An 18648-nucleotide genomic window follows, 5' to 3' on the forward strand; every position below is an offset into this window, starting at 1 on the left:
AAAACAGTCAACCATGAATTCAACACACGCAAAATTAAATCAGTTAAATAATAGTTTAGGAGGCAGTATATCCGTACTCGATACGGAACGAATACTAATGTTCGATAACCACAAGGGCGCCGGACGTATCCATTCCATTGAATTGGAATCGGGTATCGGGTATAGTCAATTTGATATAAAGGCTACAGAAGAGGTAAAGTTGAACCTCAAGAACTCAACGGATAACAGTTTGTTTTTTATTTATTGTTTAGAGGGGAGTTTTACGTTGAAACTACCAATGAGCGGTTCATCTGTTGAAGTGGATGCCCTAAGGACGGTAATCCTTGGGGGTATGGAGGAGGACGTTAAAATTAAAGTGGAATCCGGTAAAAAGGTCCATTTCTCCGTAATTCAAATTTCCCGTGATTCACAATTGGATTCCTCGAACAGTGATGCTAATAAACTTAAGGATCAATTGTTCAACCAATTCCTTAAAAACAATAAGTATGAGTATGTTGGAACGGTGAACCTAAAGATCAAGGAACATCTACTCCAGATAAAGTCCATTTCGCAAACAGGCATAGTAAGAAGGTTGCTAATAGAAGGAATAGTCCACTTTACGCTAGCCCTGGAAATATTGCATTATAGGAGCGATAGTTCCAAAAAGACATTACATGAATCCTCTTTGACAAAACGTGAAATGTTAAGAGTGGAAGATGCCATTGAAGAAATCAGGAAAAAACCAGAATACCCATATTCCATTGATTATTTTGTTAGGAAATATGGACTGTCCGCAGCTAAACTACAAAATGGATTTAAGGTGCTTTCAGGTTCAACGGTAGCCAGTTGTATCAAAAACCAACGTTTGGATTTGGCCGAGAAATTAATTCAGGAAACAGATTTGAACGTATCGGAAATTGTGTATACTATCGGTTTTTCCAGCAGAAGCTACTTTTCCAAAATCTTCAGCAGAAGGTTCAAATGTTCGCCTAAGGCATACCTTTCCAAGGCACGTGGATCCCATATGGCAGCGTAAAGCATAATCAAAGGACTTGGGTGATCATTTTAATGAGTTTGAGGTTTAGGAAAACTCGTTTAATATGGCACACATTTAAATTTTAAGGGTATACCGATTCTAATTAGAGCTATTACTTTTAATATACATTTAAAAATCAAAGTAACATGGGAGGGAGAATTCAAGAAATGAAAAACACTTCATACTTAGTTTTAAAGAAGGATATTGAAACACGGTTACATTTTTTAACCCAGTGGAGAAATGACATCAACTTAAAATTTGAAAATATAATTGAGAACAACCACATTGATGAAATAAAGGATATGATTATCCAAATAGATGATAATATCAATAGAAACAATAAATTGAAAATCAGTCTTTTTTTAGAGGAAAACCCCGATTTTGATGGTTTTGAAAATCAAATTAACTCCTTGATGATAAGTTCAATAGATACTTTAAATGAGAGTGCTGAAAGGGAATTTGAAATTATCCACGAAGCTATGCTCCACTTAAAAAGTAATACTGGAAAAAATCTAGTTAAAGATTTAAAGAAAATTGCTTAGTAGAATTTCTTTTATTGTTTAAAACGTAGGGTTTGCTTCGTCTAGACATAAATCTTTTACCAGGGACCAAAATATTCTTACAGAGGCTGAATCTGCTTTGTAGAAGGTGGAAAGGGTGATTAATTTTTTTCAAAATCAATCACATCATCAGTATTTACTTTTTCTGGAGAATAATACGCCATATGCCACCCCCGAAAAACTTCTTTTTCGGCAGGGCCTTCCCAAACCAGGTTTACATTGGAGTGCCTAGAGTCCAATTTTATTTTTTCAAAGAGATCAAAAATCGTCTTTTTCTCACCCTGTAGCGTCTGTACAAACTGACCATTATGATATACCAAGCATCCGGTGATGGAGCGCTTTTTATTGAATTCCGTGGCAGTCTTGAGGATATCGTTTAAATCTTTGCTACCGATATTTCTGTCCGCCATGGAAGTGTATGTTAATTCATGCATTCTTTCCTTAGGTTAAGGCAAGCAAAATAGATTATTTTTAAGTTGGTTTGCAGAATTTATCTGCTTTTTTTTGACCTAAAAAAACAATGCAAGGCAACTTTTTTGAAAGTAGCATTTTTACTTAGGATAAAAAAGCAGGCCTGAAATACTTATAATAAAGGAAGATTATTTAAATAGAGATGAGAAACTGCGGATCCAAAGTCGCTTTTTCAAAAGATTTTTGGTCTAGGTAAACCAGGCATTTATGTAACAATGTTTTTAATTGGTTAAAGGAAGAAGGTTTTTTTAAATAGAGCGTGGCTCCCATTTCCTTTAGCCTGTCCACATCTTTTTGATGAAAGGATGTGGAATAAATAATTACAGGGACTTCGTTCAAAAAATTTAAATCCCTAATGTCCGATAAACATTCAAAGCCATCCATCATCGGCATTTTCAAATCCAGAAAAATGGCATCAGGTTTTTTATTTTCCCTATTCAATAAATGGGACATTAAATCAACACCATTACTGAACTCCTCAATAGAAGTAGAAATGGGGATTTCGCTTATTGCATCGGAAAAAAATGCCCTGTCATCACTGTCATCATCTGCCAAGTAGATACTTCTTAAATTTTCACTCATGGATTGAACAAATCGTTTTCATTCTGTGCAAGTTATAATGGACCATGATGTAATGCTATAACAAAAAGTCCAATTACTAACTCAAAAAGTAATTTGTGAGATTACTCTAGTAATTCTAAAACTAGTTTGTTTGGCATTGCGGGATTTAAAAACTACAGGAACCGCATAAGGATGCTAAAAAAATAGGACCCGTTTATCTATATCTTGACCGCTCTTCATTATTTTTACTAGCATACACAACCATTGTCCATAGACATACTAACACTTTTACATCATGTCAAATAAAAAAAGTATCACAGCCATTATTTTTTCACTTGTTTTAAGTCTAAACCTGATGTATTCCCAGAGTTCGAATATTTCGGATTTGTCGGATGCTGTTAGGGGCTTGGAGTTCAGGGCCATCGGCCCTGCACTAATGGGAGGAAGAATTGCGGATATAGCGGTAAATCCAAAAGATCAAAGTACTTGGTTTGTTGCTGTTGGGTCCGGGGGCGTATGGAAGACTGAAAATAATGGAATCACATGGAATCCTGTTTTTGAGGAACAACCTTCCTATTCCATTGGCTGTGTGACTATCGACCCGAACAATCCCCAGACTGTTTGGGTAGGAACGGGCGAAAACGTAAGTGGTAGGCATGTTGGTTGGGGCGACGGTATTTATAAGTCCAGTGATGGTGGAGCTACTTGGAAATCCATGGGCTTGGAAAAATCTGAACACATAGGAAAAATTTTGGTTGATCCCAGGAACAGTAATGTTGTGTTCGTGGCAGCCGAAGGACCTTTATGGTCTTCCGGAGGTGATCGTGGTGTTTATAAAACAACTGATGGAGGTATGACTTGGAGCCAGGTACTAAAAATCGATGAGCATACGGGCGTTACCGATATTGAGTTCGATCCGGAAAATCCAGATGTTATCTACGCTGCGGCCTACCAGCGAAGAAGGCATGTTTGGGCACTACTTTCTGGAGGGCCAAAGTCCGGAATCTACAAATCCATGGACAACGGTGAAACTTGGTCCCAAAAATCCACTGGTCTACCCAAAGGGGATATGGGTAAAATTGGATTGGCCGTGACCAGGGCGAATCCTGATTTGGTCTATGCCACCATTGAGGCAGATGATGAGGAAAAGGGCTTTTATAAATCCGAAGATAAAGGGGAAAGTTGGGTAAAGCAGAACAGTTATATATCCGGAGGCACAGGACCTCATTATTATCAGGAAATAGAAGTCTCCAATATTAATCCGGGCCTCGTTTATCAAATGGATGTATTTATCAGGGTTTCAAGGGACGGTGGAAAAACGTTTAAAGTATTGGGAACTGGTAGGGAAAAACATAGCGACAACCACGCTTTATGGATAGACCCAAATAATGGAAAGCATCTACTGGCGGGAACGGATGGTGGATTGTACGAAACCTTTGACGAAGGTACTACTTGGAGACAATTTCCCAACCTTCCCATTTCACAATTCTATAAGTTGTCATTGGACAGCACCTTACCATATTACAACATTGTAGGTGGGGCCCAAGACTTGGGCACTTTGATAGGCCCATCAAGAACCATGAATACAGAAGGGGTACGCAATCAAGATTGGTACGTGCCCTTGGGTGCGGATGGCTATGATAATGCTTTTGACCCAAAGAATCCAAATATCGTTTATATGGAAATACAGGAAGGAAATTTGTATCGCCATAATAGGAAAACGGAGGAGGGAATGGACATACAACCGCAATCAATTGGAAAAGAGGTGGATAGATGGAACTGGGATAGCCCTATATTGATTAGCCCACATAACAACCAAAGGCTCTACTATGGGTCTCAAAGGGTTTGGAGGAGTGATGACCAAGGAAGTTCATGGGAACCCATTAGTGAAGACTTAACGACCAATAGAAACAGGTATGAACTGGATATGATGGGAAGAGTATGGAGTGTGGATGCATTGTATGATAATGGTGCTATGTCCAAGTACGCAACGTTGACCTCAATTGCAGAATCTCCAAAACAGCAAGGTCTTTTATACACAGGTTCCGACGATGGGATAATTCATATTAGCGAGGACGGAGGTTCTACATGGAACAAGAGTGGTGAACTGCCCAAGGTGCCAAAACTTAGCTTTATAAATGATATTGAGCCATCGCACCATAATGCCAATGTGGTTTTTGCAAGTGCCGATGCTCATAAATTTGGAGATTTTACGCCCTATTTGTTTATAAGCAATGATCGAGGTAGGACTTGGAAATCGATTGTTGGAGATCTACCGGACAAAACCATTGTATGGGTCATAAAACAAGATTTCATAGATTCGAACCTATTGTTTATAGGTACGGAATTTGGCATCTATTTTTCACCGAATAAAGGAGTCAATTGGATTCCGTTAAAATCCGGATTGCCCACCATACCGTTTCGTGATATAGAATTACACCCAAGGGACAATGATCTAGTGGGAGCATCCTTTGGAAGGGGATTTTTTGTGCTGGACGATTATAGTCCACTAAGAAACTTGAAAATAATATTGACAGAAAAAAATAACCATTTGTTTCCAGTAAGGGATGCTTGGTGGTACGTACCCAATACACCCATGCAGGCAAAGGGCATGCCTACCTTGGGCTCTACCAGCTTTGCGACGGATAATCCGCCATTTGGGGCTACATTTTCCTATTGGATAAAAGATGTGCCTAAGACGGACAAAACGGTACGTACCGAGAAAGAAAAGGAGCTGAGGTCGAAAAATATGTCGGTGCCCTTTGCGGGGTGGGAAGCACTGGAAGAGGAAAGAGCACAGGAGGAAGCTAAAGTACTTTTCTTGGTGTCCGATAAAGACCAGCAGCCCGTACGATGGTTAGAGGGAAAAACAGGTAAAGGCCTTCAACGTACATCTTGGGATTTACGGCGTTCCGCACCCAACCCAATTGATTTATCCGTCCCTGATTTTAGGCCGCCGTGGGCCGGAGAGGACCAGGGACCCTTGGTGTCTCCGGGAAATTACAGTGTTCAAATGTATGTGTTGTTCGATGGGAAATTACAACTTCAAGGTGAACCCCAAAGTTTTAAGGTAGTACCTGTACACAACCAGAAGGAAAGTGTAGATTACAATGATATCCAACTTTTTCAGAATCGGACCGCGGAGCTTTCCAGACAAATATTCAACGCGGGTCAAAAAATGGGAGAATACGGTGAGCAAATCAGACACATGAAGGAGGCCTTGCTTAAAACCCCAATGGCCAAGGAGGTCCATTTCAATCAACTTAAGGAATTAGGACTCAGTTTAAGTTCCTTACGTAAAACTTTGTATGGCGACCCTATAAAACAGTCATTGGACGAGTCCACGCCACCTTCAATTAGGTCCAGGGTAGGGCAGGTGGCAGGGGCACATTGGGAAACAACACAGACACCGACCAAAACGCAAGTCAAGAACATTGAAATCGCCTCAAAGGATTTTAAAACCTTTGAAGAAGAGCTGGAAGCATTTAAAAACTCAATGGAAACTTTTGAAAAAACCTTAGAGGATTTAAAGACACCTTATACCCCTAATAGAAAATTGTAAAACGTTATCGGCACTAAAATAGTCTGAAAAGAAATGCCCTTCCAATTGGAAGGGTTTCTCTTTAGCGGGAACTGAATTTCCTTCGGCTTCACTCAGGGTAAACTTCTCATAAAGTCTTGATTTCAAGAGTCTCCATAAAACAATAAACCTCACCAATTATGATGAGGTTTATTCGCTAGTAGCGGGAACTGGACTCGAACCAATGACCTTTGGGTTATACCTAGAACAAAAATCCAAAATAATAATATGCGCTTCATAGTTTTAATTTTGAGTACCGTTCTTGGGGTAGAACGATCCTCGGTTAAAGTCAAAAAACAGACCTTAAAAATATATGTTTGCTCAAATCCGGTTAATGACAAAAAAGGCTAAATGGTATGTAACCTCTAAAATTTACTCTACTCAAGTTTGAACGTTATTGGTATACCGTAGGGAACATTTACCACTTCGCCATTTTGTTTCCCCGGTATCATGTTTGGGAGTAAATTCAAAATTCGTATGGCCTCGTTTTCAAGGCTTTGATCAGGACCACGAACACGGATATTGGTAACGGCACCTGTTGTTGAAATAGTAAAGACGCAATTAACCCGTCCTTCAATACCATTTTCTAATGCCGAAGAAGGATAAACGAGGTTGTCATCTATTAGCGCTACAATTTTTTGGGTAAAACACTCTTTTTTATCATTTGAATCTTCACAACCCGGATAAATAGGTGGCTCATCAACAATTGCGAAGGGAACGTCCACCCCAGAGGGCATTAGTTCAGTAATGAAACTATAGATTTCTGTTTCAGTAAAGTTATCCTTGTCGTCCTTTGCAACTACCGTCCAGTAATACGTGGTATTGTACGACAGATCCGAAGACATCGTAAAACTAGGTTGGTCCAAGTCAGATGCAATCTTCGTAATTGTTTCCGCTTCTGTACCCAAGTAGAAATCATAACTTACAACATCATTTTCCGGATCATTTGCCACTTCCCAAGTGAATGACGGTTTAAGGGGTACATCTAAACTGTTGTCCTCAACGGTCAACAGGTTAAAATTTTCAGGGGCTTCATTGGGTAGTGCTTCTATTGTTGTAAAATTGAAGACCTCACTTTCCGTTGTATTCATCGACTCATCTTTGGCAATAACTTTCCAATAATATTTAGTGTTGAGCTCCAAAGAAGAGGTCACTGTGAAATTTGCTTCCGAAAGGTTTGATTTCAATATCTCGGTTGGTAAGGCTTTAGTGTCCAGTATGAAATCATAGCGTATCTTTTCGCCATCTGGATCTGTTGCAATCTGCCAAGAGAAGGAGGGCATTAATTCCACCTCGATGGTGTTATTGGGTATTTCTAAGAGATTAAAGGGAGTAGGAGCCAATTCGTCATCTTTTTCTGGTTCCATACCCTTATCTGAACAAGAGAAGAGTATTACTAGGATGGGTAAAAAGTAATAAAATCGTTTGGTGATTATAATGGGTGAGCTCATAGGTAATGGTTTTAATCTATTTATGATGTTGCCTTATGAAATTGTTGTCGCATGCTGAACTTAGTTCTTGTTTAACCCTAGATTAAAGAAGTATTATAATCGAAACGAAACTCCAACAGTAAAGAAGGCCACGCCATAACCTGCTTCCGCAAAAGCCGAAATACCTGGTGTAAAATACCATCTTCCTCCAACAAATGCTGTGGCACTTGGATAGTTCCCATAACTTCCATAACCCCCATAAAGTGAACTGTCATAGGAGAGTATATTGTAGGATGCCATTACTCCTCCATACACATCAAGATTTTCTACATTTAGACCAGTGTAATGATAGGCCCCCCGAACCCCAATGACCGTATAGTTCCATCTATCATCGTTGGAGTATTTGTAGGTTTTGTAACCTAGGTACCCACCTAGGCTGACCACTCCTGGACCAGGAACTTCCCAAATACCACGTTCAAAGCTGGCGCTGATCAAAGGACTTTGGGAAGGTGATGCATAGATATCATAACTCCCACCAAATCCAATTCCCACATTGATAACATTGGTTCCCTTATTGAATTCCTGGGCCATTGTAATGGAAATGGCCAAAATTGTAAATAGGCTAAATAGGACTGTTTTTTTCATGGTTTTTTAATTTTAGTTGATAGTATTATTTTTTAACGAAATGATTTTTAAATATAAAAGTATTTTCAAGGAAATCTGGGCAAATTCACGTACAAGTCCAACTAATAAAGGGTAGAAATAGGTGACTATTAATATTCCTATAAAAATTTGAAAACTTTTGAAAGGAGCTTGTATGGCAGCAATTATGGCAATGATTACTCCAATAGGATACACTACCGCAATAAGGGCATCAAAAATACTTATGAGCCAAATATATAAAGGGAAATCACTGGATAGGTTACTTTCCTCTGAATCCACTGAATCTGAATTGGATAAATTTAAGAGGGCGTTCCTATAAATTTTTAAGGGAATTGTAAGGGGTTTTAATATGATAAGTTCAAGAACTCGAATCAAAACTTTTAAAAAATCTATATTTTTAATTTCCATTGGGTTAATCTTTATTTTGTTATTAAAAGGGTATTTACATAGGTGTGAAGGCCTAATTCAAAAGGTAGTCTTCATAAAATTCTGTCCATACCCGTTTATTCTTTTTTGTAAACTTACCATCCAAATGCTGGTCATTCCGGTCCCGTTCTTCTGCTTCCCCGGATTGAAAGGAATCCAACATAATTCTAAATTCAACCTTTTCTGAATTATTGATTTTATGTAAATCTTCCTTTGAAATGGGATATCTCGAGTTCGCAACAGAACTATGGTCCATTAGGTCATAATCCGTATTAAAGGATCCGGAAGTTGACAGTTCCAGCCTTTGGTTATCCAATAGAAAAATTAGGGATTCCCCTTTCCTAATCCTGACCCATACCTCATTGTCCGCTTCAACCTTCAAAAGGATGGAAAGTTCAAATGACCCATCTTCGGTTATATGCTTTTCTAGGTTCAAAAATGTATTGAAGGTCACATTTTTAGAGTCGAACAAAAGGTTGGAAAGCGCATTAGCCCCTGAAAGTTGAGAGAACACACGGTTACCTTTCATTTGGTACGTTGTGGTTCCCTCAAATTTATCAGAGGTTTCACTAACGCTAACCCCGAACATTTGCTTGAAAATATTTTGATTCTTGGATTCCTGTGCTGATATACCCAAGCTCATACCTAATAGGGCCAGTAACACACATTTTTTTTCTGTAAAATCATGTTGATACACAAATTTGCGGCCGTTCTCCACTGAATCGTCCTGTCTTCGCGTTCTCGATCGCAGGTCCCAGTTCAATGGAGTTAAGGGCATGTTCCTAATTTATTACGATTGTTTTTTCTGAAACGTCCATGAAATCACCACCTGCTGCGGTATAATTGGTGGTAATCTTAATAGTGACCTCACTGCCCGAGGGATAGTCAACTTCCCATTCAAAAACATAAAGTTTTCTCAATTGGCCATTGATTGTCCTATATAGTTCTGAAATCTCAGCTCCGGTAGGTGCATAATAGAATCTACCTCCGGTCTCTTCGGCGAGTTGTGTCAATCTTGCCTGATTGGCGTTCCCAAAGCCTACCGTATAGATAGGTATATTCAGGTTTTTTGATTTGTCGATAAGTCCGTTTAAGGATATATAGGAGGCATTGTCCCCTCCATCCGTAAAACCAATGATTAAGGGTAACACGCTGTTCAATTGGTTCGCTTGATCCAACCCGAGGTCACAAGCACTATAGAATGCCGTACGGGATCCAATAGTGGGGTCGGTGATAATGGCTTCATACAACAAAGTGGCATCTGTCGTAAAGGATTGCACTTCTTCTACCTGCGAGGCAAATTTTATGACCGATAACTGGTCCAAAGGGTCTTTTAACGAAATAAAGGTGCTTAAGGCTTCCTCCATGTCCGTTATATCAGTGGAGGACATACTTCCCGAGTAGTCCAAGGTTGTAGCTGCGGCCAGCGGCGTATTGTTGTTTTGGTCGAAAACGGAAAGTGCTATTTTATTTTTACTTACCTCTTCGACCTTGGAACCCGACGCCATTTCTATTGCATAATTTCCCAGTGTAAACTCTTCCAAAGGGGTACCGTCCTGGTCCGTTACCGATAGCAAAACACGCAGCAGATTGCCCGATTGCGAAATTTCCACCCTAGGTATGGTGGTTTCTATGTCCAAGGTCGTAAAATCATTTAGGTTTTCAAAGGCCATTTCCCCTGAAGGCCCCTCGTCCTTGTTACAGCCCAAGGACAGTAATAACACTCCCAGTGCGAGAGTAGATAGTATTGATTTTTTCATATTTCAAATCTGGTTTGGTTCTGAAAACAAACCTAAAACGTGAGGCCTGCTAATCCTTACGGCTTTCCGTATGGAGGATGATTTATTTGATGAAATAATAGAAATGGGCGATGAATTGCACCTCAATTTTTCATACGAATCAAAATAGCACAACATTTTATTTGAATTTGCTTTAAAGAATAGGGGTCAATACGGGAAACCGTAAGGCTTTTATAGGTAAAGCGATTAGGTTTGTTTTACATCTTAACCAAACCAATTATGAAAAAAGAAATACTATTTATTACCTTATTATCATCATCTTTAACCCTGATGAACTGTAGTCCATTGGAAGATGCCAAGGATGGTTTAGATTGTATCGATAAACTATCGGCATTGAACGAGGATGCGGACTACATGACCTGTAAGGAATTGACGGCTGCATTGAATGGGATAGAGAAAAGTTGTAAGGATATTATGGATGACGAAGATCGTGCACGCTTTCAACTCCTAAGAGAAAATTGTGAGGATTAAGTGTAAATTACCTTGATTTAAGGTATAATGAATCAAATCAATGGTCAATTTAAGCTAAAAACTTAAATTGACCATTGTGCTTTTCTATCATTTTATTTTTGGGCAAGGATATAAGTACTGTCCTTATTGCCCAATAAACTTAGGGTTTGAGGTATCTCCAAATAATATAATGATCATAGAACATTTGGGGCCTATTGTTATAAATTTCGCTATTTGTGTCGTGAAACCTTGCTACTTTATTTTCATCCTCAAAATATAATAGGTCACTTGCTTTTCTATCAGAATAAAGGCCACTAGTATACCAATTTAGTATACAGAGCTCCGAGTCAAGCGAAACGAACCACTCATCATTCCAGGAAGAATCTATAAAAAAATCACTATTACTTGTATTTCCGTACATAAATAGTGTTCCGTTCTTTCGTTGAAATGTTTCCACGCCAGATTGGTATCCATACCCGCCTAGTGTTTGTTCCTTAACCAAATTAAGATGCTTGTCAATTACAAGCAACCAGGCATCGGAATTCCCGGTGTTGTCCGAAACATCTTGGTCATCGCCCCATGTGGTTCCCGTAATCAGGAAATTACCATCTTGAAGACTTAGGATATGATTGGCCCTGTCGTTTTTGCTTGACCCAAACTTTTTGGAAGCAATGACTTGACCTGCACTTGTTATTTCACTTACTATAATGTCAACATCATATTGAATAAGAATAAAGTTACCCTCATTGGTTTGTATAACATCTATAGGAACCGCTGAGTTTCCTATGGACTTGACCCATTTTTGCTCTCCTTGGGAATTTAGACAGAGAATAAATGAGTCGTTTCCAAACCCGAACAGGTCGGAACCACTTACAGCTTTGCCAAAAACCAGATATCCATCTTCTACTGGATTTTCAATAATAGTGGAGGCGTAGCCCCCTAAATCATTATCCACACCTGTATTTACTTCAAATTGCCAGGTTAATTCCCCTTCTTCAGTGGTTTTGACAACATAAATCGTCGAAACATCCTTGTCTTCAAGGCGACCTACTGCTACGTAATGATTATCGCTTGTGGCTATAACATCATAAAACTCACCTTTTTCTTTTTTGAACATCCACTTAAGGTCAAGATTTTCGTCCAAGGCGTACAAGGCCAAATTGCCATCTCCTGCAAATCTGGAGGTTTCGTTAAATGTTCCAGTACATACAAATCCGCCATCATGCTGTATAAAGGCATTGGAACGGTCATCTCCTTCCTCTACAACTCTGTTAGCTTTGGATGTTTGGTCTGGGTCGAAAAGAAAATAAGTTTCGCCAATATTCGTAGTCTCACCTGTACAGTTGTTCTGAACCGTATCGGAACTATCGGAAGGGGTGTTTGTGTTTTCATCATTTCCAGAATCCTGTAAAACTTCTTTGTCACAGGAAAAAAGAATCATCAAAATAGCAAATGAAATTAATTTCTGACTATAATTACCGAACATCGTGATAGGAATTTTTGTCAAACTTATATTTTCAAAATCGCAGAACCTTACGGTTTACCGTAAACAGTCGCGAAAAGTAATAACCCTTTGAATAAGTACTTATTTTAACGTTGAAAAACATCTTAAAGCCATCCTAAATCCTTGCTGATGGCCACCAACTGAATAACATTTTTGGCATTGAGCTCCAACTTTAATTTGTTGAGACGTTTCTCAATGGAGCTAATTCCACTGGGTTGAATATTTTTATTTTTGAACAAGTGGGATATTTCCTTTTGGTTGAGCCCATTTGAAAGTTGTTTTAAAAGCTCTATGTCATAATCCTCAATTTCAAAGGCTTCTGGTCTACCTAAAAAACCCTGCAGATCGGGAGAACAATATGTTTTGTTTTTTGAAATGGATTTTATGGCGTCTACCAAATGTTTCAAGCCCTTTCTTCCTTTGACCACATAGGCATCGATATTATAATCGTTAAATAATGATTTTACCTTGATCGACCTATCTTCAATGGAATATACGATAGCCTTTAAGCTGGGTTCTTTTAATTTAAGGGTCTTTACCAGTTCATTTCCAGAACTGATCCTATTTTCCCTGTGATCCGACTTAAAGGAGAGATCCGTTATTAATAAATCAAAAGGTTCGTTATCCTGTTCGGCTCTTAGAAATTTTAAATGGGCATCATCACAATAAAGGGCGTGCTGTATCTCCTTTATTGAAAATTCCTGTTTTAACATTTGTGCAATACCAAAGCCGATACTATCAAGGTCTTCAACGACCAGAACTTTTTTGAACATTGTTGGTTGCTATATGGGCAACGTGAATTTAACTGTCACACCTTTGCCCGGTTCGGAATCAAAACTAAAAGTTCCCTTCATATTTTTAATACGGTTTTCCGTATTGAGTAGACCGGAACTTTTATCAATGGGTTTTATAACTCCTTTTCCGTTATCTACATAATTTACCCTAAGCTTATTTTTTATTTTAATAAACTGAATGGATACCAAACTGGCTTCACTATGTTTTTTCATATTGACCAAGAGCTCGTTTATTACCCGGTATAGGGTTATCTTTTTTTCCTCGTTTAATTTACCCCATTCTATATCATTGATGCCCTTAGTTATAATATTAGTATTACCACCATTGAATAACGAAATCAATCTTTTAAGCTCACTTTTAAAGTCATCCGTTTTTATATCACCGGTAGTATGTGAAATATCCCTGGTTCTATTATAGATGCTTTCCAATTCGATCAAGGTGTTTTCCCCACCTAGTGTACCGGAATGTTCAATACGTGCCATTATACCGTATATATCGTTGGCCAGTTCGTCATGTATCTTTTTTGATATCCTTTTCTCCGTCGAATATACTTCACGCAACTTTTCGCGGCGATGACGTTGCCTTAAAAGTTTATAATAGAATAGCCCTCCTAAAAAGAGTAGGACACTCAATGACAATAGAATGATTTTTTGATTTTTCTCTTCCACTAGGGCAACCTGTTTTTGATAGGTTTCATTTTCCAGAAGTAGAATCCTATTTTTTTCCTGCTCATCGTCGTACTTCATTTTGGCAAATTGGGTCTTTACCCTAAGTTCTCGGGCATAAAGGCTATCCCTAAGGAAAATATACCGGTCCTTGAACACCATGTTGTCCGGTTGGTTTTTCATCAGTAGGGCGAGGGCATCAGATTCCCCAACCGGAATTTTTAGTTGTCTGGAAATTTGAATGGCCGTATCCAGATAGGATTTTGATAACACAGGGTCCTTCGCTGCATAAAACTCGCCAAGGTGCGAGTAGCTGGCAATCTGCCCTCTTCGATCGTCCACTTCCTTTCTGATTCGAAGGGCCTGAAAAAAATCGATGTTTCCATATCTATGGTCCTGGGACCAACGGGAATAGGCCAGATTATCCAAAACCCGGGCGTACCTAGCGGATTCTTGGTCCATGTCCGAATTCTCTAATAGATCTTGTAATTGGTTTATGGCGGATTCAAATTCCCCCAATTCTGTATAAAGGATAGCCAGGTTATTTTTATATGCAATAATATCGGAAGATGATAAACTACTGGATATCGCCCTCTCAAAATACACTCTGGCATCTTCGGGATTGGAAAGTTTTCGGTGTATCGTCCCCAATTCGTTATAAACAATGGCCCGATACTTACTATCCGTTTCCAGAAAACGAAGCGATTCCACCAAGGTTTCCTTCGCCCCGAAAAAATCGTTCTGGTTTTTTTGAATGATGCCTTGTCGCAAAAGCCTTCTTCCAACCTCGACACTGTCCTTTAGATAAAGGAAATTGTTCTTCGAAATGTTATGGTAGAAAAAGGCACTGTCAAACTCCTGTTTCTTTTCGAAATGGATGCCCAAATCTCTAGCGGTTCTCGCGATATAGTATCTGTTATCTAATCGGACCGCATTTCGAAACGTATATGCATCAATAGTGTGGGAACTATCCGGTTCCTGTAACTTATAGTGGCAGTAACTCTTATTGTAGAGCATAGCCAAGGCCAAGGAGTCAAACTCATTTTCCGATAGTTTTCCAAGAGCTGCATTGATATAATCCAGCCGAGTTTTCGTGTCAATGGAATCCGCCTTGCTTTTTTCAAAAAGAACCTCAACTTCTGATGATTTTGCTAACTCTTCATTTTTTCGACATGCATTGGTCAAAATAAGGGCCAAAGCGGAGAAAAACAATTTTATAGTTTGGCGCGGCATGTATAATATCGAATTGCTGAATAAAAAAACCGTCCAATATTGGACGGTTTAAAGATAGTAATTGAATAATCAAAGTTAATGGTCGGGATCTTCCTTCTTTTCCTCCGGGCTTTCGTCGTCTCCTTCGGTGGCCATTTCATAGGCTTTGTCGTCTTCCGTTTGGCTTGTTTTTGTACAGGAGGTCATGAACGAACCAAACACCAATACAACTAAAACTACTTTTACTAAATGTCTCATTTTTAAGATTTTAATGGTTAATGAATCTTTTAAAATGAGAGGCCTCTCGTGGTAACTTAAAGATTTGAAACGTCTTACAAATCAATTACACCGCAATTTGGGTAGATAAAAGAATATGTCGTCGTCATGACCGTCACGGCCGTCATGACGAATCCCAAAGCGGGTGAAAAGCATTGGATTTTTTAATTATTTTTGGAAATATGGTTATAGTTAAGCTCACCGAAGAACATCTGCCCTATTTCATTTATTTAATGAGATCAAAAACCTAAACCATGATTTTGTTATTAGTAAGATTTTGAAAGAGTGTCATGAAAAGGACATAAAGACCAGTTGGCATAGCTTAAATAGGGCATTTAGTCTAAGGGAACTTTTGAATGATGAGATTTCTGCAGATCAGGTGTATTCTATACCAAAGAAGGAAACTTTGGATGCGTTGACAAAATATAGTTATGGAAATGAATTTATTTTTAGGGATTTAATTGAGCCAACCGAAAGCATAGGCTTGAGTAAAGCAGAAATTTTAAGGTACTATGAAATAAATAGGCCTAATTCAGCCACAATGGCTGAAATCTTTAGAACCAAACCTGAAAAGATTGAACATATCCGTGATCAGCAGGATATCTATACACACTTAAAGCTTGAGCTGGAGTCCAAATTATTCAAGGATTTTATATCTGAAAGGGTTCGTGAAGAATTGGAAATAAGTTTTGGGCATTTTCAAGAAGACCTTGAAAGGAAAGCAGCCATGATAAAATTACTGGAAAACAAAATTGACAAGTTAACAAAGCAAAGAAGTTTATCAACGTTAATATATCGTTTTTTTGGTAGCGTGGGGCTGTTTTTTGTCGCAATTGATTATGATATGGTAAGTAAGGAAAGTGTATTGGAAGAGTTTTTCGATGATCATTCGATCATACTGGGTGATGATAGTATGAATGATTTGGTTTAACTACATCGGGAGCAAGGTATGAATTTAGATAAGGAGCGTAGAATTAAATCTTGGTTCTTTGGCTTTACTAAAATAGCTGGGGCTTTTCTCATTATTCTTAAAATTTTCCAATTTTTTTATAGCGATAACAACGAGAAGAACCCATCGGACGTTACACCCGAGCTAGACTCCTTGGAATTGGCAAATCCATTGGAAGGGAAAAAAGAGGAGGGTTTGGTTAAAACAGTTTCTAGCCTCCAAAAAGACAACACGTTTAAAACAAAAGACAAAGATTACGGAGAATCCCCAAAAAGTAACACCCTTAGTATCCTAATATATGGGCAAAATGGTTTGGATCACGAAATTATCAACCATTTGGAGGACACACTATTTAGTAGTTACGAATTAGTCTTGACAGACCCTTTAGATAACTAGAAAATAAACGTTGCTTTTGCAAGAGTACTTATCCTTTTTATCCGATTTGGAAGCGATGGTTTGAGTTAATTTTTCGAAAAGAGTATCGAAGTTTTGGGCAAATCCAATAATTGATTAAAAATCTGAAACCGTTACGAGGAACAATAGGATTCTTTTCATAACTAATGGTTTTAATTGGTGATTTTGGTTCAATAATTTAAAATCAATCTCCTTTTCTTTCTGTAAATATTGCAAACTCTTTCAATATTAACCAAGGGAAGCCTTAAATACCCCTGCTACAAGTTTTTGTTTATGATAATGTAATGATAGGGATTAAAAGGAATGTTGATGGAAGTAAAAAGATGTACCATATACAAGCCCCATGGTTTTTTGAATCTTATTTTATCTTTTTTCATTCACGGTTGAAAGCAAAACAAGGAATAAACTCAAATTACTTAATTACAGCTTTTTCTTGATGATATTCTTTGGTTTTCCGTATTTTCAATTATAACAAATTTTAAAAAGTCAGGATGACCTTATGTCGAAAATATAGTTTCAAAATGAAAAAGATTGGATCGGAATCATTTAATCATCCCCAGATAATTTGATTATATTAAAAATAAACTGGAGAAGGAAATCAAAAAGGGCCTTCAATCTCTTGAAAGCCCTTTGATTGCTAGTAGCGGGAACTGGACTCGAACCAGTGACCTTCGGGTTATGAGCCCGACGAGCTACCTACTGCTCTATCCCGCGGTTTCATAACTCTTTAATTGACAGCGAGTTAATAATCGCTTGATTTTATAAAATGCATACGCTGTATGCGGTTTTATATACGGTAAAAGTATTATAAAAAAGTCTTGTTTCAAAGGATTTATTTAGATTTTTCATGAATAAATATAGTAAGCTTCCTTAAACAAATTCATCTAGGAGAAGTAAACATAAGAAAGTACATTGACATATTGGCTTATAGATTATTAACTGAAAGAAATATCAATATATTTATAGATATCATTCAGGTTACACGTACACCTCTTATGCAAACAAAAATTAATACATGGCTAAATATCGCTCTTAATGATTTGGAATCTGCCATCTTGCTCCACCGAAACGGAAAGTATAGAAATTCATATTTTCTGTTCCAACAGGCAAGCGAGAAAGCCAATAAAGCTGCGGCTCTTTTCTCTGGCGATTTTACCGAAAAGGAAATCGAGGAGACATCCCACGATCAATTTAGAATCCCAAGAAAGATTATGGTGCAAAAAGAAGAAAAAATGAAGGCCGTAATAGAGCTTCTTGAAAGCTATCCAATGCCGAAAGATCTGGAGCCACTTTCCCATAAGAGCTTTGCCAAACACCATAAATCAATTTCAGCGGCCATTTGCAGTATAGACAGTTTGAAAAATTGCGACTTGGTTAATTTTACATTGGAAGATCTCGATGGCTTTTTAGAAATCCTAACGGGCTTAGAAACCATTGAATATGCCTTTCCGGAAAATAGCAATTCAATACTTAGGTCACAAATGCAAGCCATGGCAAGATACTTTGGGGAATTAGGTACGAAGGAAGCTTTGGAAACAAAAAGGGAAATTTTGAAGATGCTTGCGGATAAAAAAAAGTCGCAAATGTATTTTCAAAATTTAATGCATCACTTGATACCAATTCAATTTGATTCTATATTTATAGACCATACATTTTACTTTTGCGCTTTACTGACCATTCAACATAGTTCGCAGACAAGATATCCCAAAAACGGAGTCAATCCTGAGGATATTTATACTAAGGAACTACCAATTGTACAGAAACAATTGGATTTTATAAAATTTTTAAAGGAGGCGATTCTGCGATTGGAGAAAATGAATGGGAATAAACAAGTGCTACAAAACCTGTTTTCGAACCCTACAATTACCCAATAATAGA

At 38.1% G+C, this 18648-nt stretch carries 18 protein-coding genes and 1 tRNA gene; 7 read left to right on the forward strand and 12 right to left on the reverse strand.

Annotation, left to right across the window (positions count from 1 at the left end; all coding sequences use genetic code 11):
* Window positions 1–13: 13 nt before the first annotated feature.
* Together CJ263_RS11565 and CJ263_RS11570 are read left to right on the forward strand one after the other, a co-directional pair.
* Entirely contained in the window at window positions 14–1015 is a 1002-nt protein-coding gene (locus tag CJ263_RS11565) for a helix-turn-helix domain-containing protein (RefSeq protein ID WP_094997420.1), read from the forward strand.
* Between the two features lie 146 nt (window positions 1016–1161).
* Entirely contained in the window at window positions 1162–1557 is a 396-nt protein-coding gene (locus tag CJ263_RS11570) for a hypothetical protein (RefSeq protein ID WP_094997421.1), read from the forward strand.
* Between the two features lie 119 nt (window positions 1558–1676).
* On the opposite strand, the gene CJ263_RS11575 is transcribed toward CJ263_RS11570, so the two are convergent.
* A complete protein-coding gene (locus CJ263_RS11575) occupies window positions 1677–2009 on the reverse strand; it encodes a BLUF domain-containing protein (protein WP_094997422.1) in 333 nt (110 codons plus the stop codon).
* A 169-nt stretch (window positions 2010–2178) separates the two neighbouring features.
* The gene (locus CJ263_RS11580; RefSeq protein WP_094997423.1) at window positions 2179–2628 is read right to left on the reverse strand and encodes a response regulator; all 450 of its coding nucleotides are present in this window, start codon (window positions 2626–2628) and stop codon (window positions 2179–2181) included.
* A 274-nt stretch (window positions 2629–2902) separates the two neighbouring features.
* Here CJ263_RS11580 and CJ263_RS11585 point away from each other — a divergent pair, with 274 nt between their 5' ends.
* Complete coding sequence (locus CJ263_RS11585; protein WP_094997424.1) at window positions 2903–6169, forward strand: WD40/YVTN/BNR-like repeat-containing protein; 3267 nt, start codon at window positions 2903–2905, stop codon at window positions 6167–6169.
* Window positions 6170–6564: 395 nt separating this feature from the next.
* Here CJ263_RS11585 and CJ263_RS11590 read toward each other — a convergent pair whose 3' ends face one another.
* From CJ263_RS11590 to CJ263_RS11610, 5 genes are all read right to left on the reverse strand, one after another.
* Window positions 6565–7638: a TonB family protein gene (locus CJ263_RS11590; RefSeq protein ID WP_094997425.1), complete on the reverse strand. Its 1074-nt coding sequence runs from the start codon at window positions 7636–7638 to the stop codon at window positions 6565–6567.
* Window positions 7639–7731: 93 nt separating this feature from the next.
* Window positions 7732–8262: a hypothetical protein gene (locus tag CJ263_RS11595; RefSeq protein ID WP_094997426.1), complete on the reverse strand. Its 531-nt coding sequence runs from the start codon at window positions 8260–8262 to the stop codon at window positions 7732–7734.
* Window positions 8263–8274: 12 nt separating this feature from the next.
* On the reverse strand, window positions 8275–8688 hold the full coding sequence (locus CJ263_RS11600) for a hypothetical protein (RefSeq protein ID WP_094997427.1): 414 nt from the start codon (window positions 8686–8688) through the stop codon (window positions 8275–8277).
* Between the two features lie 52 nt (window positions 8689–8740).
* Window positions 8741–9484, reverse strand: a complete 744-nt coding sequence (locus tag CJ263_RS11605; protein ID WP_094997428.1) for a hypothetical protein — start codon at window positions 9482–9484, stop codon at window positions 8741–8743.
* Between the two features lie 4 nt (window positions 9485–9488).
* Entirely contained in the window at window positions 9489–10466 is a 978-nt protein-coding gene (locus CJ263_RS11610) for a vWA domain-containing protein (RefSeq protein ID WP_094997429.1), read from the reverse strand.
* 258 nt (window positions 10467–10724) lie between these two features.
* Here CJ263_RS11610 and CJ263_RS11615 point away from each other — a divergent pair, with 258 nt between their 5' ends.
* On the forward strand, window positions 10725–10976 hold the full coding sequence (locus tag CJ263_RS11615) for a hypothetical protein (protein WP_094997430.1): 252 nt from the start codon (window positions 10725–10727) through the stop codon (window positions 10974–10976).
* A 139-nt stretch (window positions 10977–11115) separates the two neighbouring features.
* On the opposite strand, the gene CJ263_RS11620 is transcribed toward CJ263_RS11615, so the two are convergent.
* From CJ263_RS11620 to CJ263_RS20955, 4 genes are all read right to left on the reverse strand, one after another.
* The gene (locus tag CJ263_RS11620; protein ID WP_094997431.1) at window positions 11116–12441 is read right to left on the reverse strand and encodes a hypothetical protein; all 1326 of its coding nucleotides are present in this window, start codon (window positions 12439–12441) and stop codon (window positions 11116–11118) included.
* Between the two features lie 122 nt (window positions 12442–12563).
* Window positions 12564–13232, reverse strand: coding sequence for a response regulator (locus CJ263_RS11625; protein WP_094997432.1), 669 nt, complete (start codon window positions 13230–13232; stop codon window positions 12564–12566).
* A gap of 9 nt (window positions 13233–13241) precedes the next feature.
* On the reverse strand, window positions 13242–15152 hold the full coding sequence (locus CJ263_RS11630) for an ATP-binding protein (RefSeq protein WP_094997433.1): 1911 nt from the start codon (window positions 15150–15152) through the stop codon (window positions 13242–13244).
* 75 nt (window positions 15153–15227) lie between these two features.
* A complete protein-coding gene (locus CJ263_RS20955) occupies window positions 15228–15389 on the reverse strand; it encodes a hypothetical protein (protein ID WP_158657138.1) in 162 nt (53 codons plus the stop codon).
* 295 nt (window positions 15390–15684) lie between these two features.
* On the opposite strand from CJ263_RS20955, the gene CJ263_RS11635 reads away from it, so the two are divergent.
* Entirely contained in the window at window positions 15685–16338 is a 654-nt protein-coding gene (locus CJ263_RS11635; protein ID WP_094997434.1) for a hypothetical protein, read from the forward strand.
* Between the two features lie 18 nt (window positions 16339–16356).
* Window positions 16357–16752 (forward strand): hypothetical protein, encoded by a 396-nt coding sequence (locus CJ263_RS11640; protein WP_094997435.1) that lies wholly within the window; start codon window positions 16357–16359, stop codon window positions 16750–16752.
* Window positions 16753–17411: 659 nt separating this feature from the next.
* On the opposite strand, the gene CJ263_RS11645 is transcribed toward CJ263_RS11640, so the two are convergent.
* Window positions 17412–17484: transfer RNA gene (locus CJ263_RS11645), tRNA-Met, on the reverse strand.
* 281 nt (window positions 17485–17765) lie between these two features.
* On the opposite strand from CJ263_RS11645, the gene CJ263_RS11650 reads away from it, so the two are divergent.
* Entirely contained in the window at window positions 17766–18644 is an 879-nt protein-coding gene (locus CJ263_RS11650; RefSeq protein ID WP_094997436.1) for a HEPN domain-containing protein, read from the forward strand.
* Window positions 18645–18648: the final 4 nt, after the last annotated feature.

Origin of the sequence: Maribacter cobaltidurans, assembly GCF_002269385.1 — a bacterium.
GTDB lineage: Bacteria > Bacteroidota > Bacteroidia > Flavobacteriales > Flavobacteriaceae > Maribacter > Maribacter cobaltidurans.